Source organism: Rhodoferax antarcticus ANT.BR (genome assembly GCF_001938565.1).
GTDB classification, from domain to species: domain Bacteria; phylum Pseudomonadota; class Gammaproteobacteria; order Burkholderiales; family Burkholderiaceae_C; genus Rhodoferax; species Rhodoferax antarcticus.
In genome coordinates this window covers 176,637-194,097 of record NZ_MSYM01000018.1, presented here as the reverse complement: position 1 = coordinate 194,097, position 17,461 = coordinate 176,637, and the positions used below count along the sequence as shown (strand labels likewise).

Below are 17,461 nucleotides of genomic sequence, written 5' to 3'. Positions count from 1 at the left end.
ATTGCGCAGTTCATGCGCCACTTGTCCCCGCGTTATCGGCGCACCCAAGCCAAACGGCACCTCGAAACCTTGCTGCGAGAGCATGGCTTGCCGAAAGTAACCGTCAACGCAATTTCATGGAAATTTTTTAACAACGAAAGGCCAACTTTATGACTGAAAAACTCACCCTCGACACCGGCACCGAAACGCAAGAAATCGAAGTAAAAAACCCGGCTGCACTGATCGCAAAAAATAAGGAGCTGCTGACGAAGCTGAAGCAGTCTCAGGATGACATTGCATCCGCTCAGGTCGCGCTACAAGCCGCGCAAACGGAGTCAGCGTCCTGGCGCAAGCAATGGCACGATCTGAGCGTTATCGCGCCTTTGGACGCTGCGCTTGAAGACGCCTGTGTCGGGCCGACCAAGTACCTGCGCGCTGAATTGCTGGAGCGCGAAATTCTCAAGCTGGAACCTGATGCGCAAGGCACCGAGCGCCCGGCCTGGTATCTAAACGGCGAGCGGGCCACTCCCGTCGACTTGCACAAGTTTCTCTGCGACATCGCAGACCCGGTACTAAGCAAGATGATTCGTGCGAAAAACACGAGCGGCTCAGGTGCGGGATCATCCAGCGGCTTTGCGCCAAAGACACCCACCGCACCGGCACCAGTCGCGCCGCCTTCATTCGGCTTGCGCTGAACCCCAAGACCGCTTAAAATGTGGGCACTGTCATCCGGGTTACGCCTGGTTGACAGTCACCCCTCAAGGCGTCACACGCCACACGTTGACAGCTACGCTGGCCACGAAAACACCCACTGTTTTTGAAAGGCCAAATCATGGCTACCGTACAAATCCAGGACGTTGTCGTCCCCGGACAATTCACCTCCTACATCGTCGAAAACTCGATTGAAAAATCCGCCCTTGTCACAAGCGGGATCGTCACGCGCAATGCTGCGATTGATTCCCAATTGCAAGCTGGTGCGGACAGCTTCAGCGCTCCATTTTGGAAAGACCTGGCAGACGATGAAGCCAACATCGCCAACGACGACCCGGCTATTTTGGCCGTGCCGCGCAAGTTATCGAGCGGCAAACAGATCGTGCGCAAAGCGTTCCTTCACCAAAGCTGGGCCGCTATGAATCTGGCCAGTGAACTGAGCGGCGCCAACGCCTTGGGTCGCATTCAAGACCGCGTGGCGGCCTACTGGACACGGCAGGCGCAAAAACGCCTCATAGCCTCATTGGCTGGCATCATGGCCGACAACGTGGCGAATGATTCCAGCGACATGGTGGCCGACATTTCGGCGGCCGTTGGGGCTCTGGCCAACTTCAGTGCGAACGCTGTGCTTGACGCCGCCGGATCGCTTGGCGACGGTATGCGGGACTTCACAGCTATCGGTATGCACAGCGCGACCTACAAGGCAGCTCTGAAAGCTGACATGATCGTCACCCTGCCCGACAGTCAAGGCGGTTTCATCCAGACATTCAGGGGCCTGGGAATCTTGGTTGATGATGGTTTGCCAGTGGCGTCGTCGAAATACACCACCGTGTTGTTCGGCCCTGGTGCTGTGGGCTACGGCACCAGTTCGCCGCGCATCGCCTCAGGAACGGAGATCGAGAACATCCCCGGCGCTGGGAATGGTGGAGGCCAACAAATCCTTCACAGCCGGGTGAACCTGGCCATGCATCCACTGGGTTTTCAGTGGAAGGAGACCACCGTAGCGGGTGACTCCCCGACCATCGCAGAGCTGGCCCTGGCCGTGAACTGGGATCGTGTCGCGCAGCGCAAGAACGTGCCCGTGGCGTACATCATTCACAAATTGGCATAACCACGGAGCCGGGCCTAGTGCCCGGTTTAGCTATGAGCACACCACGAGCCAGAAACCCGGGCCGCGTCAAGCCGATTGAGGAAAAGCTCAAACTTGGCAGACCCCGTGCCCTGCCCCCCGAAGACGCCGCCGAAGTAATCCGGCACGCTAGCGCGAACGGCGCGAACAAGAAAGGCGTAGGCATGGCCTTAGGCGTTGCCGATTCGGTTCTGAGCCGCTGGCTTGAAGAATATCCGGAACTTCACGCCGCTTTCAGTGAAGGCCGCGAAAAAGAGCGCCAGACCCTGCATAACGCCTTGTACACCGCAGCGACCACTCAAGGCGACAAGGGTGGGCTGATCGCCGCCATGTTCCTCTTGAAAGCCCGACACGGCTATCAGGAAGGGCAGCAAGAGGGTCAAGCCAACCGCGTGAGCGTCACGTTCAACATCCCCGGCGCGCAGCCGCTCGACAAATACATGGTGATCGAAAATGGCTCAAACAATTGAACTGAACGAGTTTCAGCAAAACCTGCTGGCTGCACCTGAAGAACTTGACGTGTTCGCAGGTGGTGGGCGTGGTGGCGGCAAGTCCTTCGGCCTGGCGCTGCTGGCCTTGCGTCACTGTGAGCAGTACGGCGAAAAAGCCCGCGTGCTGTACATCCGCAAGAGCTACGCCGGTTTGAGGGACTTTGAGCTTGTCACGCGGGAACTGTTCGGCATGGTGTACGGAACGACCGCCCGCTACAACGGCACCGAGCATATTTGGAAGCTACCGAATGGCGGCTATATCGAGCTGGGACAGCTTGAAACGCAAGGCGACTATGCCAAGTATCAAGGCCGCAGTTTCACGCTGCTATTGATCGATGAGGCCGGGCAGTATGCGCAGCCGGATTTACTCGACATCATGCGTTCCAACTTGCGCGGTTCAAAGGAGATTCCCATTCGCGTGGTGATGGCCGCAAATCCCGGAGGGCCTGGGCATCACTGGATCGCCAAGCGTTACGTGTTTCAGGCCGGGCCGTGGAAACCGTTTCTCGAATCAAAAAGTAAACGCCACTGGATTTATGCGCCCTCGACCTTTGACAAAAACCAGTTCATTGATCGTGACCAGTACCGCAACCAGTTAGAAAGCGCCTGCCCGTCAGACCCTGAATTGCTTCGCGCCTGGCTGTTTGGAGACTGGGCCGTGAACAGGGGCGCTTACTTCGCGACCGTCCTTGACGAGCACCGTAATGCAGTCGACCCCTGGACCGCCATGCCCGAGAACTGGGACACGTGGCTAGCCCACGACTTTGGATCGAGTGCCCCAAGCGTCACCTACATCATGGCGCAAAGCCCTGGTGACTTCCATGAAGGCAAGTTCTACCCGAGAGGCTCTGTCGTGCTGGTTGACGAGCTGGCAGCCGTGCAACGCGACAATCTGAACAAGGGCCTCAACTGGACCGCCGCAACGACCGCAGAGGGCATCACGGAGATGTGTCAGCAATGGGGCATCAAGGCTAAGGGCGTGGCTGATGATGCGTGCTTCGCCCGGCAAGGCTACAGCTCAGGGTCAATTGCTGATGAGTTCGCACGAAAACAGGTGTACTTCACGCCCGCAAAGAAGGCTGATCGAATCACGGGCTGGAACCTGATGCGGCGACTGATGGGTGATGCGGGAAAACTTGACGTGCCGGGCCTGTATATCAGCCGCGCCTGTACTTACTTCTGGGACACCCTGCCTTACTTGGCACGGGATCAAAAGCGGGTGGAAGACCTGGACTCCACCGGGCCGGATCATGGGGCAGACGCTTGCAGATATGGGCTGATGCGATTGAAGCGCACGGCAGGCGTAGAACCGTTGAAGGTGTAGAACAAACGACCCGGCCTAATCAACCGGGTTTTTTTACGTCACCGGCTGACCATGCAGCTCCCAAACGGTACGCTATCAAAAACAAAGCGGCAGTGTGATTGTCAAAATCTATCAGGCACGTTTATTGCGGGATGCATATCCTGTGCCATGCGTTTTCAATATGTAATGGCTATGACACTTTTTGAATTGGCTGGCGTGAGCACCTAAACACGCGCCTAAGAGCACCTGACCGCCTGCGCAATTTCTCGCATACGGTTGAACCGTCGCGCCTGAGAGCGTGCATAGATGCGGCGAAAACCCGCCGTATCTTTTGTGAGTTGTCGCTAGCCAGATAGATGCCCCCAAACTTGGTGATATCTCCGAGCCCGAGAGCTGGGTCTCATTTTGAGCAATGACACCCCGTCGTGACAAGCGGGTGTGTCCAAATCTGGACCCATTGGCATTTGAAACGCGACCTGCCCTTTCGGACTTCGAATCCAGTAGGGCAACAATTCAACGGCCCAATTTTGGCGGGAAATCGGTTACATCGGTTTGAACGGTTTGTTTCCCCTGACTTGGTGAAAGTGTCAGATTCGAAAAACGGTTCAAACAAGCGTTTATTTCTACCTTGCGACCTGTCAAAATATTTTATGGATGATGGGATAGAGCGATGGACTCGCTTTGCCGTTTTTGTCTATCGGTAAAAAATCAGGCACTTTCAGACCCTGCGAAAAGCTAACAGTTGCGTGACAGACACGAAATAGGCGAACGATTGGGGCTTATCGCTGGTGCTGGTTGACTTGGCTACACGGTACAAAACCCGGTACTGGTGGCTACGCAGTGGCTACACGGGGTGAAAAGAGAAAGGGCTTGCTACCAATTAACTAGCGGCAAACCCTTGTTTCTATTGGTGCCGGAGAGATGAATCGAACACCCGACCTTCTCATTACGAATGAGCTGCTCTACCGACTGAGCTACACCGGCTTGGTAAGCCAGAAATTATAGCGGTCGGATCAGGGCTCGGCGTGGTAGCTGGCCACGCGGTCCACTTCGTTTTTGGAGCCCATGAAAACGCTGACGCGCTGGTGCAATTGGCTCGGCTGGATGTCCATGATGCGGCATTTACCGTCGGTGGCTACGCCGCCCGCCTGTTCCACCAGCCAGCTCATCGGGTTGGCCTCGTACATCAGGCGCAGTTTGCCGGGCTTATTCGGTTCACGCCTGTCCCAGGGGTACAAAAAGACGCCACCGCGCGTCAGTATGCGGTGCACGTCGACCACCATGCTGCCCACCCAGCGCATGTTGAAGTCTTTGCCGCGCGGGCCGTCTATACCCTGCATACATTCGTCAATATAGCGCTGCATGGGCGGCGTCCAGTGGCGCTGGTTGCTCATGTTCACTGCGAATTCGTTGGTGTCGTCAGGGATGCGCAGGTCTTCTTGGGTCAATAAAAACGAGCCATGTTCGCGATCCAGGGTAAAGACCGCCACGCCGTCGCCCACGGTCAGCACCAGCGTGGTTTGCGGGCCATAGACGCAGTAGCCTGCGGCCACTTGCTTGGTGCCAGCCTGCAAAAAGTCTTGCTCCGACACCAACGTGCCCTCAGGCTTTTTCAGCACGCTGAAGATGGTGCCGATGCTCACATTCACGTCGATGTTGCTGGATCCGTCCAGCGGGTCAAACATCAGCAGGTATTCACCTTGTGGGTAGCGATTCGGCACCACATGGATGCCTTCCATTTCCTCGCTGGCCATGGCGGCCAGGTGACCACCCCATTCGTTGGCCTCGATCAGCACTTCGTTGGCGATGATGTCGAGCTTTTTCTGCATTTCGCCTTGTACGTTTTCGCTGTCGGCACTGCCCATGACTTCGCCCAGGGCGCCTTTGTTGACGGCCTGGCTGATGCGTTTGCAGGCGCGTGCCACCACTTCAAGCAGTAACCGCAGTTCGGGCGAAATGTGCTCGTTCAGCCGTTGTTTCTCGACAAGGTAGCGGGTTAGGTAGGTTTTTTTGTACATAGAGCTCCGGAAATGGGTCAATCTGCCAGCGCGCGGCTGATGACTTCGCGCACGTCGTTGCTCAAACTGGCTTTGGCCGCGACGCGCTTGAGTGCTTCCTGGGCTGAAGTACGGTAAGGCACAGCGAGTTTTTTCCAGCGGTCAAGCGCGCGCGCCAGGCGTGCTGCCACTTGGGGGTTGATGGCATCCAGCGCCAGCACCTGTTCGCTCCAAAACAAATAGCCCGCCGCATCGGCGCGGTGAAACGCACCGGGGTTGGCGCTGCAGTAACTGAAGATGACGCTGCGCGCGCGATTCGGGTTCTGCAGGTTGAAGTCTTTGTGCTTCATGAGCATGCGCACCGCAGGCAGCACCTGGCCGGCGCGGTCGCTGCAACCAGCTTGCAGGGCGAACCATTTGTCCAGCACCAGTTCTTCGTTCTGGAACAGGCTGTGAAAGCGCGCCAGTGCCGGTTTGGCCAGCTCATGGCCGGTGTGCACCAGTGCCGCCAAGGCGTTGAAGCGGTCGGTCATGTTGTCGGCGTCTTTGAAGCGTTGGTAGGCTTTGCCGGGCCAGACGGTGTCGCCCGACTGGCGGGCTGCCAGGCACAGCATGCTTAAGGCTAGGCCAGCCAGGGCGCGGCGGCCGCTGGACAAGGTGTCAGGCACATAGCTGCCATTGGCGCTGTGGGCCTCAAAAGCCCACTGCCAGTCGTCTGCCAGCTCGCGCGCCAGCTGCTCGCGCATGGCTTCGCGGGTGGCGTGCACGCGCTGCGGGTCGACCACGTCAAGCTGTTCGGACAGATAGGTCTCAGACGGAAGCGTCAGTACCAGCTCTTTGAACGCAGCGTCCAGCGTGGGGTGCCGTAGCACCGCGCGCATGGCTGCAATATAAGCATGATTTAGGCCCTTAGCCCTTATGCCATCTGGGCTATCAGCTATTGATTGAATAGCGCTTCGCAAGGCCAACCGTTGACCGGCTTCCCAGCGGTTGAAGGGGTCCGTGTCGTGCGCCAGCAGGGTCAGCAACTGGGCGTCGGTGTAGTCAAAGTCCAGAATCACCGGCGCGCTGAAACCGCGCAGGATGGCGGGCACCGGTTCCTCCGGGATGTTCTCGAAGGTGATTGACTCGGTGGCCTGCGTCATGACAAACAAGTGGCTGTCGCCCACGCTGGTCAGGTCGTTCTGGATGTGCAGGCGCAAGGCTGCGCCGCTGGCGCCGACTAGGCCGAGGTTGATGGGGATGACAAACGGCTCCTTGCTGTCCCGCCCCGGTGTGGCTGGGCAGCTTTGCGTGAAGGTGAGCGTGTAGGTGCGCTCTGCCGCATTGAAGTCGCCGCGTGCTTGCAAGCGCGGCGTGCCGGCCTGGCTGTACCAGCGCTTGAACTGCGGTAGCAATTTGGCCAAGGCGGAGTCGGGGTTGGCGTCAGCAATGGCCTGGGCGAAGTCGTCGCAGGTCACGGCGGTGCCGTCATGGCGCTCAAAGTACAGCGTCATGCCTTTGGCAAAACCGGCTCTGCCGACCAGCGTTTGCATCATGCGCACCACCTCGGCACCTTTTTCGTAGATGGTGACGGTGTAGAAGTTGTTGATCTCGATGTAGCTGTCGGGGCGCACCGGGTGAGCCATCGGGCCGGCGTCTTCAGGGAACTGGGCAGTGCGCAACACGCGCACGTCTTCAATGCGCTTCACCGCCCTAGCTGATGGGTCGGCACACAGGTCCATGCTGAATTCCTGGTCGCGAAACACCGTCAGGCCTTCTTTCAAGCTGAGCTGGAACCAGTCGCGGCAGGTGATGCGGTTGCCGGTCCAGTTGTGGAAATACTCGTGGCCCACGACCGATTCGATGTTGGCAAAGTCCACATCGGTGGCGGTGGCCTGGCTGGCCAGCACGTACTTGGTGTTGAAGACGTTCAGGCCTTTGTTTTCCATGGCGCCCATGTTGAAGTCGCTGGTGGCAACAATCATGAAGCGCTCCAGGTCCAGCGCCAGGCCAAAGCGGGCTTCGTCCCAGATCACCGACTTGATCAGCGACTGCATCGCGTGCTCGGTCTTGTCCATGTCACCGGGGCGCACGTAGACCTGCAGCAAATGCTCACGGCCGTTGCGCGCAGTGATGCGCTGCTCACGCGCCACCAGTTTGCCCGCCACCAATGCAAAAAGATAGCAGGGCTTCTTGTGCGGGTCGACCCAGCGGGCAAAATGGCGGCCGTCTTCCAGGTCGCCTTGTTCGGTCAGGTTACCGTTGGACAGCAGCACTGGGTAACGTGCCTTGTCGGCGCGCAGCAGCACGCTGAAGCTGCTCATCACATCGGGGCGGTCCAGAAAGTAGGTGATGCGCCGAAAACCCTCGGCCTCGCATTGGGTGAAAAACGAGTCATTGCTGACATACAAGCCCATCAGCTTGGTGTTTTTGGCGGGTGTGCAAGTGGTGAAGATTTCCAGCTCAAAGCTGCCTTGCACGGGCAGGTTTTCCAGCACCAGTTGGCTGCCGTCCATCTTGAATGAGCAGCCAGCGCCGTTGACTAGCACGCGCGCCAGGTTCAACTCGTCGCCGTCCAGGCGCAGCGCTTGTGCGGGCACATCGGGGTTGCGACGCAGTGTCATTTTGTTGAGCACGCGGGTTTTGGCCGGGTCCAGGTCAAACGTTAGCGCCACGGTGTCTATCCAGAACGCCGGGGCAGCATAGTCAGCCCGGCGCACCGCCGTGGCCGCGCCGCTTGAATCAGGCAGTTGCAACATGTAAGGTCTCCAAAAATTCAGATTCGATCAGTTCAAGGTAGTTGCTGGCTGCCGCAATCACATGCGGCCCGGCCAGTTCTTCGGCGCTGTGGGTGGTGCAGATGGCCACCGCCCGCATGCCGGCGCGGCGCGCGGCTTCAATGCCCAGCGGCGCGTCTTCAAAGACAATACAGTCACCAGCCCTTATAGCCATTCGGCTAGCTGCTTCTAAAAATATAGCTGGCTCAGGTTTGCCGGGCAGCCCTTCGTCACCGCCGACGATGGCGTGGGGTGGCACGGCCAGCTGCAGATGTTGCATGGCAAAAGCGATGTTGTGGCGGTCACCGGCGGTGCCGACGCCCAGCTTCAAGCCGCGCTGCAGCGTCTGCGCGGCAAATTGTTTGAAGCCTGCCACCTCGGCAAACACCGGGGCAAACAGGTCGCGGTACATCTGCTCCTTGATGGCAATAAAGCCCCAGGCTTCCTCAAAAGAGAGGTCACGCTGGAACAGCTCGCACATGCACTCGGCGCCGGTGCGCCCGGTGGTGCGGCGCATCAGGTCAGCTACGTCGATGTCGATGCCATGCTGCTGCACAAAAGCAATCCAGCTCTGTGCGTGGCTGGGCATCGAGTCGATCATCGTGCCGTCCATGTCAAAAATTAAGCCTGAAACGGCTCCAGCCCTTATGGATAAAGCGTGAGTAGCTTCATTTATCATAGTGACCGGCATCACACACCCTGCTTCAGGGAGGCTTCAATAAAGGCATCCAGATCACCGTCGAGCACTTTTTGCGTGGCCGAGGTCTCGTAATTGGTGCGCAAGTCCTTGATGCGGCTGTTGTCCAGCACATAACTGCGGATCTGGTGGCCCCAACCCACATCGGTCTTGGTGTCTTCGAGCTTTTGCTGCGCTTCTTGCTGCTTGCGCAGCTCAAAATCGTACAGGCGCGAACGCAGTCGCTTCCAGGCCACGTCGCGGTTGCCGTGCTGGCTGCGGCCGTCTTGGCACTGCACCACGATGCCGGTAGGCAAGTGGGTCAGGCGCACCGCAGAGTCGGTCTTGTTGATGTGCTGGCCACCGGCACCGCTGGCGCGAAAGGTGTCGACCCGCACGTCGCTGGGGTTGATGTCGATCTCAATCGAGTCGTCAATCTCAGGGTAGACAAACACACTGGCAAAACTGGTGTGGCGCCCGCCAGACGAGTCAAACGGGCTCTTGCGCACCAGGCGGTGCACGCCGGTCTCAGTCCTTAGCAGGCCAAAGGCGTATTCGCCCTCAACCTTGAACGACGCGCCCTTGATACCCGCGGTGTCACCGGCGGTTTCGTCTTCGATCTCGGTCTTGAAACCCTTGCGCTCGCAGTAGCGCAGGTACTGGCGCAGCAGCATGCTGGCCCAGTCGCAGGCTTCGGTGCCACCGGCGCCGGACTGAATATCGACAAAACAGTTCAGCGGGTCGGCCGGGTTGTTGAACATGCGGCGGAATTCCAGATCCTTCACGATCTGTTCCAGCCGAGCGGCGTCTTCTTCGATGGTGATCAGGCCGGCCTCGTCGCCCTCGTCGCGGCTCATCTCGAACAACTCGGTGTTGTCAGAAAGATCGCGCTGCAGGTCGGTCAGGGTGACCACCACGCCGTCGAGCAGTTTTTTTTCCCGGCCCAGTTCCTGGGCGCGTTTGGGGTCGTTCCAGACGGAGGGGTCTTCCAGGCTGGCGTTAACGGTTCTCAGACGTTCAAATTTGGCATCGAAGTCAAAGATACCCCCGTAAATCGAGGGTACGCGCGCTCAGATCAGCGAGGAGGTTGCCAATAGCGTTGATGCGTTCTGCTTCCATGGGAGGGGTCCTGTTCTTCTAAGTGGTTGATTCGGCAAAGGAGGGATTTTCTCACGTCCCCGCAACCTGGGCGATAAACCGCTCAATCAACCCGGCCAGCGCCTCGGGCTGGTCGTGGTGCAGCATGTGGCCACAGTCGGGCAGGGTGACGATCTCCAACTTTGCCACTTGCTGCATACGTTGGCGATGCTCGGCCAAGGTAAAGCTGCCGCGCCACCACTGGGTCATGCTCTCGTCGCTGGCCTCAACCATCAGCACCGGTGCCCTAATGCAGCGGTAGATAGCCAGCACCTCATCCACCCGGTAAAGCTGTGGGTTGATCACCTTGTGGGCGGCCTCGCCCAAAATGCTCCATTGCCCCGGTGACAGTTCGGCTGACCAGTGGTTGGCCAGCCAGTGCGCCTTGTCTTCGGAGACGTACGGGTTGTTCTTCATCAGACGCCGTGCCACGGCTTCTAGTGAGGGGTAGGTTTTCAGGCTCAGCGTGCCGCTGTTGTGCTGTTTCACCTCACCCAGCCAGCGCGTCAGCCGCCCGGGCGCCTCGTCGGCTTGGGTGGCGGGCAGGCCAAAACCTTCCAGATTGATCAGGCGCAGCACACGCTCAGGGCGCACCCCGGTGTAGAGCATGGCGATATTGCCACCCATGCTGTGGCCCACCAGATTCACCGGTGCGTCTGGCGAAAAATGGTCCAGCAAAGCGTCCAGGTCGGCCAGGTAGTCGGGGTACCAGAAGCTGTCGGCACCGCCGGAGGCGCTCAGACCAAAGCCTCGCCAGTCCGGGGCGATGACATAGTGATCCGCTTGCAGCGCGTCGACGACAAACTGAAAACTGGCCGCTACGTCCATCCAGCCGTGCAGCAGCACCAGCGGTGGCTGGCCTAGCAGCGGCTCACCCCAGACTCGCGCGTAATATTGCAGGCCTCGGATAGGGATAAGTACGCTACGGGAGACTTTTTGGATTCTGTACATTCATATGATCATAAGCAGACTGACGCATGCCCCGGAGAAAGGACATGGCCCAATCGCTCCCAGTGGCCACGCTGGCTCGAATTCCTGCGCTTCAGCGGGCGGCGGCATAATTTAGGTTTACAAAAACCGAAAAGCGAGTTGGATATGTCCCGCACCCTGTTGATCGTGGATGACAGCAAAGTGTCCCGGATGATGATCCGGGCCAAAATGGCACAGTTGCAGCCCGACTGGGTCATCCAAGAAGCTGCCAACGGTGAGGTCGCAGTAGCCATGGTGCGTGCCAGCGCGCCAGATTTCATCACCATGGACGTCAACATGCCCGGCATCAACGGTTTTGAGGCAGTGGAGCAGATTCGCGCCTTTAACACCACAGCGCGTATCGCCATGCTGACGGCCAACATCCAGGAAGCCAGCCGTGAACGCGCTGCCGAACTCAAAGTCACTTTTGTGAAAAAGCCGGCCACCGAACCAGCGATTCGCGAGGCCATTTACCACTTTCTGGCAGCCTCATGAACTTGACCGATATTGAACTTGATGCCCTGACCGAGGTTTTCAACGTTGGCGTCGGGCAGGCCGCTGATGCCTTGAGCCAATTGGCGGGTTCACCCGTGCGACTGAATGTGCCGCGCGTGGCGATGATCTCCAAACAAGGCATCAGTGACGAACTGACGGCCCAGGGCACCGAGCGCATCTGTGCGGTGCGCCAGGAGTTTTTAGGGGTTCTCAACACCGAAGCTGTGCTGATGTTTCCGGTGCAACAAAGCTTGCAACTGGTGCAGATGATGGTAGGGGGTGACATACCTCTGGAGCAACTCGGTGAGATGGAGCAGGAGGCCATGGCAGAGATTGGCAACATCCTGCTCAATTCGGTGGTGTCCGGCATCGCCGATGTGTTGCGGCTGAAATTTGAAGGTTCCATGCCCCAGGTGGAAATGGGACCAGTCAGAGAAGTTTTGTGCGGCCACGACCAAAGCGACATGCAGGAGCAAGTGCTGAGCCTGCAAATTGACTTTGCCGTGGAGGCGCTGGAGATTCGAGGCTATCTCATCTTCTTGCTCGATGTCGAATCTGTGGCTTCGCTGAAGACGACGGTGCGTGCCTTCCTGGAGACGTTGTCTTTATGAGCCCCTCTGAACCAGCCAGCAGGCAGCCCTGGTCCGACTGGGCGCTTGATCACCTGCAACTCGGTCTGATCGTGCTCGACAGCGAAAGCCGTGTGGTATTTGCCAACAAATGGTTTTTGCGCCATGCGCACCTGTCTGCGCCTCAGATGATTAAGAAAAAGCTCGACGAGGTCTTCCCGCAGCTTGGGCGTAGCCACTTCACGCTGCTGCTGGATCACGCGCTTGCCAGTGGCTTTCCGGCGGTGTTGTCGCAGACGTTGCATCCCGCGCCGTTTCCGCTGCGCCTAGAACTCTCACAGCGCAGTCAGGACAAGTTGCTGCGCCAGTCCATCCGCATTATTCCCATGGGTTTTCAGGCGGCCGGCAGTTCTGACCAGCGTTACACCCTGATCCAGATCACCGACGTCACCAATTCGGTGGTTCGCGAGCGCCTGCTCAAGGCCCAAGCCAGCAAACTGCAGGACATGGCCAACATGGATACCCTAACCGGTCTGGGCAACCGCCGCCTGCTCAACGACAAGCTGGCGCTGGAACTGCGCACTGCGCAGCGGCTGGCTACCACCGTGGCCGCCGTCATGTTTGACATCGATTACTTCAAGCAATTCAACGACTTGTATGGTCATCTGGCCGGTGACAATTGTCTGCGCGAGGTGGCTGGCGTGCTGCGTGAGGTTTGCCGCCGCCCCAACGATGTGGTGGCACGTTTTGGAGGCGAAGAGATGGTTGCCATCCTGCCCGAGACCCACCAGGCCGGTGCCATGCAACTGGCCAATGAGGTATTGCAACGGGTGCACGATCTGCAGGTCGTTCATGGGGGAAGTTCGGTGGCCAAGGTGCTGACACTGAGTGCGGGCGTGGCCGTTTTTGACCCTCACCAGCCGCTCACGGCTGACGCCCTGCTGGGTCTGGCAGACCAGGCACTCTATCGCGCCAAGGATGCCGGGCGCAACCAGGTGTGCTCAGCCGCTGTATCTGAAGAAGGGCTGGTCTGGGCAACGGCGTTGGTTCAAGCGGCCGGATAAACCAGGCAGTCACTGGGCTGGTGCGTGGACGTAAGCCAGATCAAAAAAATACGAGATATGCGACACATGAAAACTGTTCAACTGGGGTTCAGCGACCTGTTTGTCACCCCGATTTGCCTCGGCACCATGACCTTTGGCGAGCAGGTGAGCGAAGCCACGGCGTTTGATATTTTGGACCGCTCGCTGGCGCGCGGTATCAATTTTGTGGATACGGCCGAGATGTACGCAGTGCCGCCGCGCCGCGAGACCTTCAACGCCACCGAGATCATCATCGGCAACTGGCTGGCCGCACGCCCAGGAGCACGGCAAAAACTGGTGATTGCCACCAAGGTGGCGGGCCCCAGCCGCGGCATGCCCTGGATTCGCGGCGGCAGCCCCGACCTGACGGGTGCCGACATCATTGCCGCCTGCGACGCCAGCTTGAGGCGTCTGCAGACCGACGTGATTGACCTGTATCAGATTCACTGGCCGGTGCGCAGCGTGCCGATGTTTGGCGGTCTGTATTACCAGCCCAGCGAGACGGAAGGCACCCCGATCCACGCGCAACTTGAAGCGCTTGGCACCTTGGTGCGCGCGGGCAAGGTGCGTGCAGTGGGCTTGTCCAACGAGACGCCGTATGGTGTGCATGAGTTTGTGTGCTTGGCTGAGCAGCACGGCTTGCCGCGCGTGGCCACGGTGCAAAACGGCTACAGCCTGCTGAACCGCAGTGTGGAAAACGCGCTGGACGAAAGTCTGCACCGGCTCAATGTTTCGCTGCTGGCATATTCACCGCTGTCGTTTGGCCTGCTGACCGGCAAATACGATGACAGCGGTTTGACCGGGCCGGATGCACCCGCTGCAGCGCGGCTGACCAAGTTTGAGTCCAGCCGCAAGCAGCGCTGGGGTCGTCCCGAGGCGCTGGCGGCTGCCAAGCGCTACAGCGCCTTGGCGCGTGCCTATGGACTCACGCCTACCCAAATGGCGCTGGCGTTTTGCTACACCCAGTGGCGGGTGGCCAGCACCATTATTGGCGTGACCTCAGTCGCGCAGCTTGATGAGGATCTGGCGGTCTGGAGCACAGGTTTGTCTGCCGAAGTGCTTCAGGACATTGATAAGATTCGCTGGGAGATGCGCGATCCGGCCATCTGAGGGTTAAACCACTGTGAGGTTGGGGCGGTATGAGCTTGGTGCAATTGATTTATGTGAGTGATCTGGTGAACAAGGACGAGACCCAGATGACGTCGATATTGGAGGCGTCTGTGCGCCACAACCAGCAAGACGGCATCACCGGCATGCTGTTGTATTCCAATGGTAATTTCTTGCAGGTTCTGGAGGGCGAGAAAGCCGCCGTCGACAAGACCTATGCGCGCATTTGTGAGGACCGGCGCCACAACAATGCCATCCTGATCACTGAAGACCTGGTGACCGAGCGTCATTTTGCGCAATGGAGCATGGGCTACCGCCACCTCAGCCCAGAAGTGGCCAGCAGCGTGCCGCAGTACGCGCCATTTTTCCAATTTGGCTTTGACGCCAAGGCCATTCAGGCCAAGCCCGGCGTGGCGCTGGAGATGCTGCAGCTTTTCAGCCAAGGTATGTTCTGAGCGAGCGTTCATGACCAAAAAAGACCACGTTAGCCTGACCCCGGCGACCCAACTGCTCAAAGCACGGCTGATCACCTTTACCGAGCACACTTACGACTACCTGGAGCACGGCGGTGCGCTGCACAGCGCGTCTGAACTCGGCTGGGACCCTTACGCCGTGGTCAAGACCCTGATCATGCAGGACCAGGACGCCAAGCCGCTGGTGGTGTTGATGCACGGCAACCGCAAGGTGTCGACCAAAAACCTGGCACGCCAGATCGGTGCCAAGACGGTGGAGCCCTGCCCCCCTGAGGTGGCCAACCGCCACAGTGGTTATCTGGTGGGCGGCACCTCGCCGTTTGGCACGCGCAAAGCCATGCCGGTGTTCATCGAATCGACCATTCTTGATCTGCCCAAGATTTTGATCAACGGCGGGCGCCGGGGTTATCTGGTGGGGCTGGCTGCGCACGTGTGCGTTGATCTGCTGGGCGCCCGGCCTGTGCAATGCGCGCTGGCCGAGGTGCTGGGCTAGGCTTCACGCGGGCAACTGCGACACACGGTACTTGGGCTGGCAAAATACGCCTTTTCAAGCCCGCCGTGCCGGGCACGCAGGAGTGTTTTTTGGAATCCATGCAAAGTTTTTGGCCAGTTTTGGCAGCGGTGGCTGCGTATCTGGTGGGGTCGCTGTCGTTTGCGGTGATTGTCAGCCGGGTCATGGGCTTGAACGACCCGCGCACCTTTGGCAGCAAAAACCCCGGCGCCACCAACGTGTTGCGCTCTGGCTCTAAAGCGGCTGCCATCATCACCTTGCTGCTGGACACGGCCAAGGGCTGGCTGCCGGTGGCACTGGTCGCCTGGTTTGGCCCAGCCTACGGCTTGCGCGAAGGCACGCTGGCCATGGTCGGGTTGGCGGCTTTTTTGGGACATCTCTATCCGGTGTTTTTCAGGTTTGTCGGTGGCAAGGGTGTAGCCACGGCGCTGGGTGTGTTGCTGGGGGTGAGCGGCTGGCTGGGCCTGGCCACCGGGCTGATCTGGCTGGCGATGGCGGCCGGGTTTCGGTATTCGTCGCTGGCGTCCATTACCGCCGCGGCCATGGCGCCCGTGGTGTATCTGCTCGCCGGTGGCCCGCTGTGGGAGACCAGCAGCGCGGTGGCTCTGAGTATTGCGGTGATGACACTTTTCCTGCTGTATCGGCATGCTGAAAACATCAACCGCCTGATCAAGGGCACCGAGTCGAAGCTGGGTAAAAAGGCACCGCCACCCGTCGCCGTGCCCAGCCCTGGTGCGCATCAGGGTCACCCGCATCAGCGGTCTGCCAAGCCAGGCACCACGACACCCAATAAGCCCACCAAAACGGGCAAACGCCGCTCATGAATCTTTGCATTCTCGACAACGACTACCTCGACCCGGCCATTGAGGCCACCTATACAGGCTATGGCGCCATGTTTGAGCGCCTGCTGCGTGATGCGGGCGCCACCGGCAGCTTTGACATTTTCAAAACCTACAAGGGTGAGTACCCCGCGACGTTTGACAGCTATGACGCCGTGCTGCTGACCGGCAGCCGGGCTGATGCCTTCTCGCAAGAGCCCTGGGTGCTGGCGCTGCGTGAGAAGGTAGAGCAGCTTCTGCAAGCCAAAAAGAAGCTGGTTGGCGTGTGTTTTGGCCACCAGTTGATTGGCCTGATTTTGGGCGCGCGGGTGGGCCGCGCGCCGCAGGGCTGGGGTGCCGGGCGCATGGCTTACCAGTGGCTGGCGCCAGAGCTGCCGCAAGCCGAGGGGCGCACTGACATCGCCCTGCTGGCCAGCCACCAGGACCAGGTGTTTGACCTGCCCGAAGGCGCCACGCTGCTGGCCACCAGTGCGTTTTGCCCGGTGGCAGCGTTTGCGGTGGAAGACCGGGTGTTTTGCGTGCAGCCGCACCCCGAGTTTGTCGAGGCCTACAGCGCCTTTTTGCTGGACAAGCGTCGTGCTGTGCTGGGTGAGGCGCAGTACCTGGCCTGCACCGACAGCCTGGCCGAAGGCCATGACGGCGATGCCGTGGCGCGCATGATCGTCGCGTTTATTGCGGGCTAAATCAGCCTCTAGCTCCCGTCTGTAAAGCGCGAGCAGCTACAAATAGTGTAGCACGCTGGTCAGGTCTTCGGGTGCCAGCGGGCGGGCCGAGCCGAATCCAGCGATGTGGCGTGCCTCGGTGACCTTAATCGCAAAGAAGCTGAAATCGCCGAGCCGGGTCATCATCTCTGCTTCAGGAAAACGCGCCAGGTAGGCGCTACGGGCGGCTTGCCAGGCAGCGCTGTCGGGCGTCAAACGGGCGGCCGTGCCGTCCAGTGACACGCGGGGCAGGGCGTGCACCGGCTCCAGTGGCGCTTCAGCCTGCATCACCATGAGCGAAACCGCCGGGTCTGACAGCAGGTTGCGGGTGTGTGGTGCCAGCAAGCTGACGTGGATGACCAGCGTGGCTGAGTCCGGCTCAATGGCAAACGGCACCATCGACACAAACGGTTTGCCTTGCGCGTTGAGCGTGCCCAGCGCCGCCACACGCTGGGTGTGTATCAGCTTGCGCAGTGCGCGGTTCAGGCGCGGCTCATGCGGCGTGGGGCTGGTGGGTTCAGAGATCATGGTCA

Annotated in this window: 18 protein-coding genes and 1 tRNA gene; 12 read left to right on the top strand and 7 right to left on the bottom strand. The window is 59.4% G+C overall.

The genetic code is table 11. The features are described 5' to 3' along the window. The first annotated feature begins 149 nt into the window (after window positions 1-149). The 4 genes from BLL52_RS17085 (at window position 150) to BLL52_RS17070 (ending at window position 3,634) form a co-directional block, all read left to right on the top strand. The gene (locus tag BLL52_RS17085) at window positions 150-674 is read left to right on the top strand and encodes a hypothetical protein (RefSeq protein ID WP_075587855.1); all 525 of its coding nucleotides are present in this window, start codon (window positions 150-152) and stop codon (window positions 672-674) included. Window positions 675-811: 137 nt separating this feature from the next. After that, on the top strand, window positions 812-1,801 hold the full coding sequence (locus tag BLL52_RS17080; RefSeq protein ID WP_075587854.1) for a hypothetical protein: 990 nt from the start codon (window positions 812-814) through the stop codon (window positions 1,799-1,801). Window positions 1,802-1,833: 32 nt separating this feature from the next. Continuing rightward, window positions 1,834-2,289, top strand: coding sequence for a hypothetical protein (locus tag BLL52_RS17075; RefSeq protein ID WP_075587853.1), 456 nt, complete (start codon window positions 1,834-1,836; stop codon window positions 2,287-2,289). Beyond that, on the top strand, window positions 2,273-3,634 hold the full coding sequence (locus BLL52_RS17070; RefSeq protein ID WP_075587852.1) for a phage terminase large subunit: 1,362 nt from the start codon (window positions 2,273-2,275) through the stop codon (window positions 3,632-3,634). The genes BLL52_RS17075 and BLL52_RS17070 overlap by 17 nt, the downstream gene beginning before the upstream one ends. Window positions 3,635-4,521: 887 nt before the next feature. Here the strand turns inward: BLL52_RS17070 and BLL52_RS17065 are convergent. From BLL52_RS17065 to BLL52_RS17040, 6 genes are all read right to left on the bottom strand, one after another. Continuing rightward, a tRNA-Thr gene (locus BLL52_RS17065) sits at window positions 4,522-4,597 on the bottom strand. Between the two features lie 29 nt (window positions 4,598-4,626). Then, a complete protein-coding gene (locus BLL52_RS17060) occupies window positions 4,627-5,631 on the bottom strand; it encodes a class 1 fructose-bisphosphatase (protein WP_075587851.1) in 1,005 nt (334 codons plus the stop codon). 17 nt (window positions 5,632-5,648) lie between these two features. Further along, window positions 5,649-8,351, bottom strand: a complete 2,703-nt coding sequence (gene pepN, locus BLL52_RS17055) for an aminopeptidase N (protein WP_075587850.1) — start codon at window positions 8,349-8,351, stop codon at window positions 5,649-5,651. Further along, window positions 8,335-9,048, bottom strand: a complete 714-nt coding sequence (locus BLL52_RS17050; protein ID WP_075588025.1) for an HAD family hydrolase — start codon at window positions 9,046-9,048, stop codon at window positions 8,335-8,337. The genes pepN and BLL52_RS17050 overlap by 17 nt, the downstream gene beginning before the upstream one ends. Window positions 9,049-9,059: 11 nt before the next feature. Beyond that, a protein-coding gene (gene prfB, locus BLL52_RS17045; RefSeq protein ID WP_139313445.1) for a peptide chain release factor 2 occupies window positions 9,060-10,164 on the bottom strand; the annotation gives its coding sequence in 2 pieces (ribosomal slippage) (window positions 9,060-10,082 and window positions 10,084-10,164; 1,104 coding nt in all). 51 nt (window positions 10,165-10,215) lie between these two features. Then, window positions 10,216-11,133, bottom strand: coding sequence for an alpha/beta fold hydrolase (locus BLL52_RS17040; RefSeq protein ID WP_075587849.1), 918 nt, complete (start codon window positions 11,131-11,133; stop codon window positions 10,216-10,218). A 144-nt stretch (window positions 11,134-11,277) separates the two neighbouring features. Here BLL52_RS17040 and BLL52_RS17035 point away from each other — a divergent pair, with 144 nt between their 5' ends. From BLL52_RS17035 to BLL52_RS17000, 8 genes are all read left to right on the top strand, one after another. Beyond that, window positions 11,278-11,646 carry a response regulator transcription factor gene (locus BLL52_RS17035; protein WP_075587848.1) on the top strand — a complete coding sequence of 123 codons (369 nt, stop codon included), beginning with the start codon at window positions 11,278-11,280 and terminating at the stop codon, window positions 11,644-11,646. Beyond that, entirely contained in the window at window positions 11,643-12,257 is a 615-nt protein-coding gene (locus BLL52_RS17030) for a chemotaxis protein CheC (protein WP_075587847.1), read from the top strand. The genes BLL52_RS17035 and BLL52_RS17030 overlap by 4 nt, the downstream gene beginning before the upstream one ends. Beyond that, window positions 12,254-13,279, top strand: a complete 1,026-nt coding sequence (locus BLL52_RS17025) for a sensor domain-containing diguanylate cyclase (RefSeq protein WP_075587846.1) — start codon at window positions 12,254-12,256, stop codon at window positions 13,277-13,279. Before BLL52_RS17030 ends, BLL52_RS17025 begins: the two co-directional genes overlap by 4 nt. A gap of 66 nt (window positions 13,280-13,345) precedes the next feature. Further along, window positions 13,346-14,407 (top strand): aldo/keto reductase, encoded by a 1,062-nt coding sequence (locus tag BLL52_RS17020; RefSeq protein ID WP_075587845.1) that lies wholly within the window; start codon window positions 13,346-13,348, stop codon window positions 14,405-14,407. A 29-nt stretch (window positions 14,408-14,436) separates the two neighbouring features. After that, window positions 14,437-14,859 carry a BLUF domain-containing protein gene (locus BLL52_RS17015; protein ID WP_075587844.1) on the top strand — a complete coding sequence of 141 codons (423 nt, stop codon included), beginning with the start codon at window positions 14,437-14,439 and terminating at the stop codon, window positions 14,857-14,859. A 10-nt stretch (window positions 14,860-14,869) separates the two neighbouring features. Beyond that, window positions 14,870-15,370, top strand: coding sequence for an aminoacyl-tRNA deacylase (locus BLL52_RS17010; RefSeq protein ID WP_075587843.1), 501 nt, complete (start codon window positions 14,870-14,872; stop codon window positions 15,368-15,370). A gap of 98 nt (window positions 15,371-15,468) precedes the next feature. Beyond that, window positions 15,469-16,212 (top strand): glycerol-3-phosphate 1-O-acyltransferase PlsY, encoded by a 744-nt coding sequence (plsY, locus tag BLL52_RS17005; protein ID WP_083634024.1) that lies wholly within the window; start codon window positions 15,469-15,471, stop codon window positions 16,210-16,212. Next, on the top strand, window positions 16,209-16,910 hold the full coding sequence (locus tag BLL52_RS17000) for a glutamine amidotransferase-related protein (RefSeq protein WP_075587842.1): 702 nt from the start codon (window positions 16,209-16,211) through the stop codon (window positions 16,908-16,910). The genes plsY and BLL52_RS17000 overlap by 4 nt, the downstream gene beginning before the upstream one ends. 36 nt (window positions 16,911-16,946) lie before the next feature. On the opposite strand, the gene BLL52_RS16995 is transcribed toward BLL52_RS17000, so the two are convergent. Then, window positions 16,947-17,456 (bottom strand): HugZ family pyridoxamine 5'-phosphate oxidase, encoded by a 510-nt coding sequence (locus tag BLL52_RS16995; RefSeq protein ID WP_075587841.1) that lies wholly within the window; start codon window positions 17,454-17,456, stop codon window positions 16,947-16,949. Window positions 17,457-17,461: the final 5 nt, after the last annotated feature.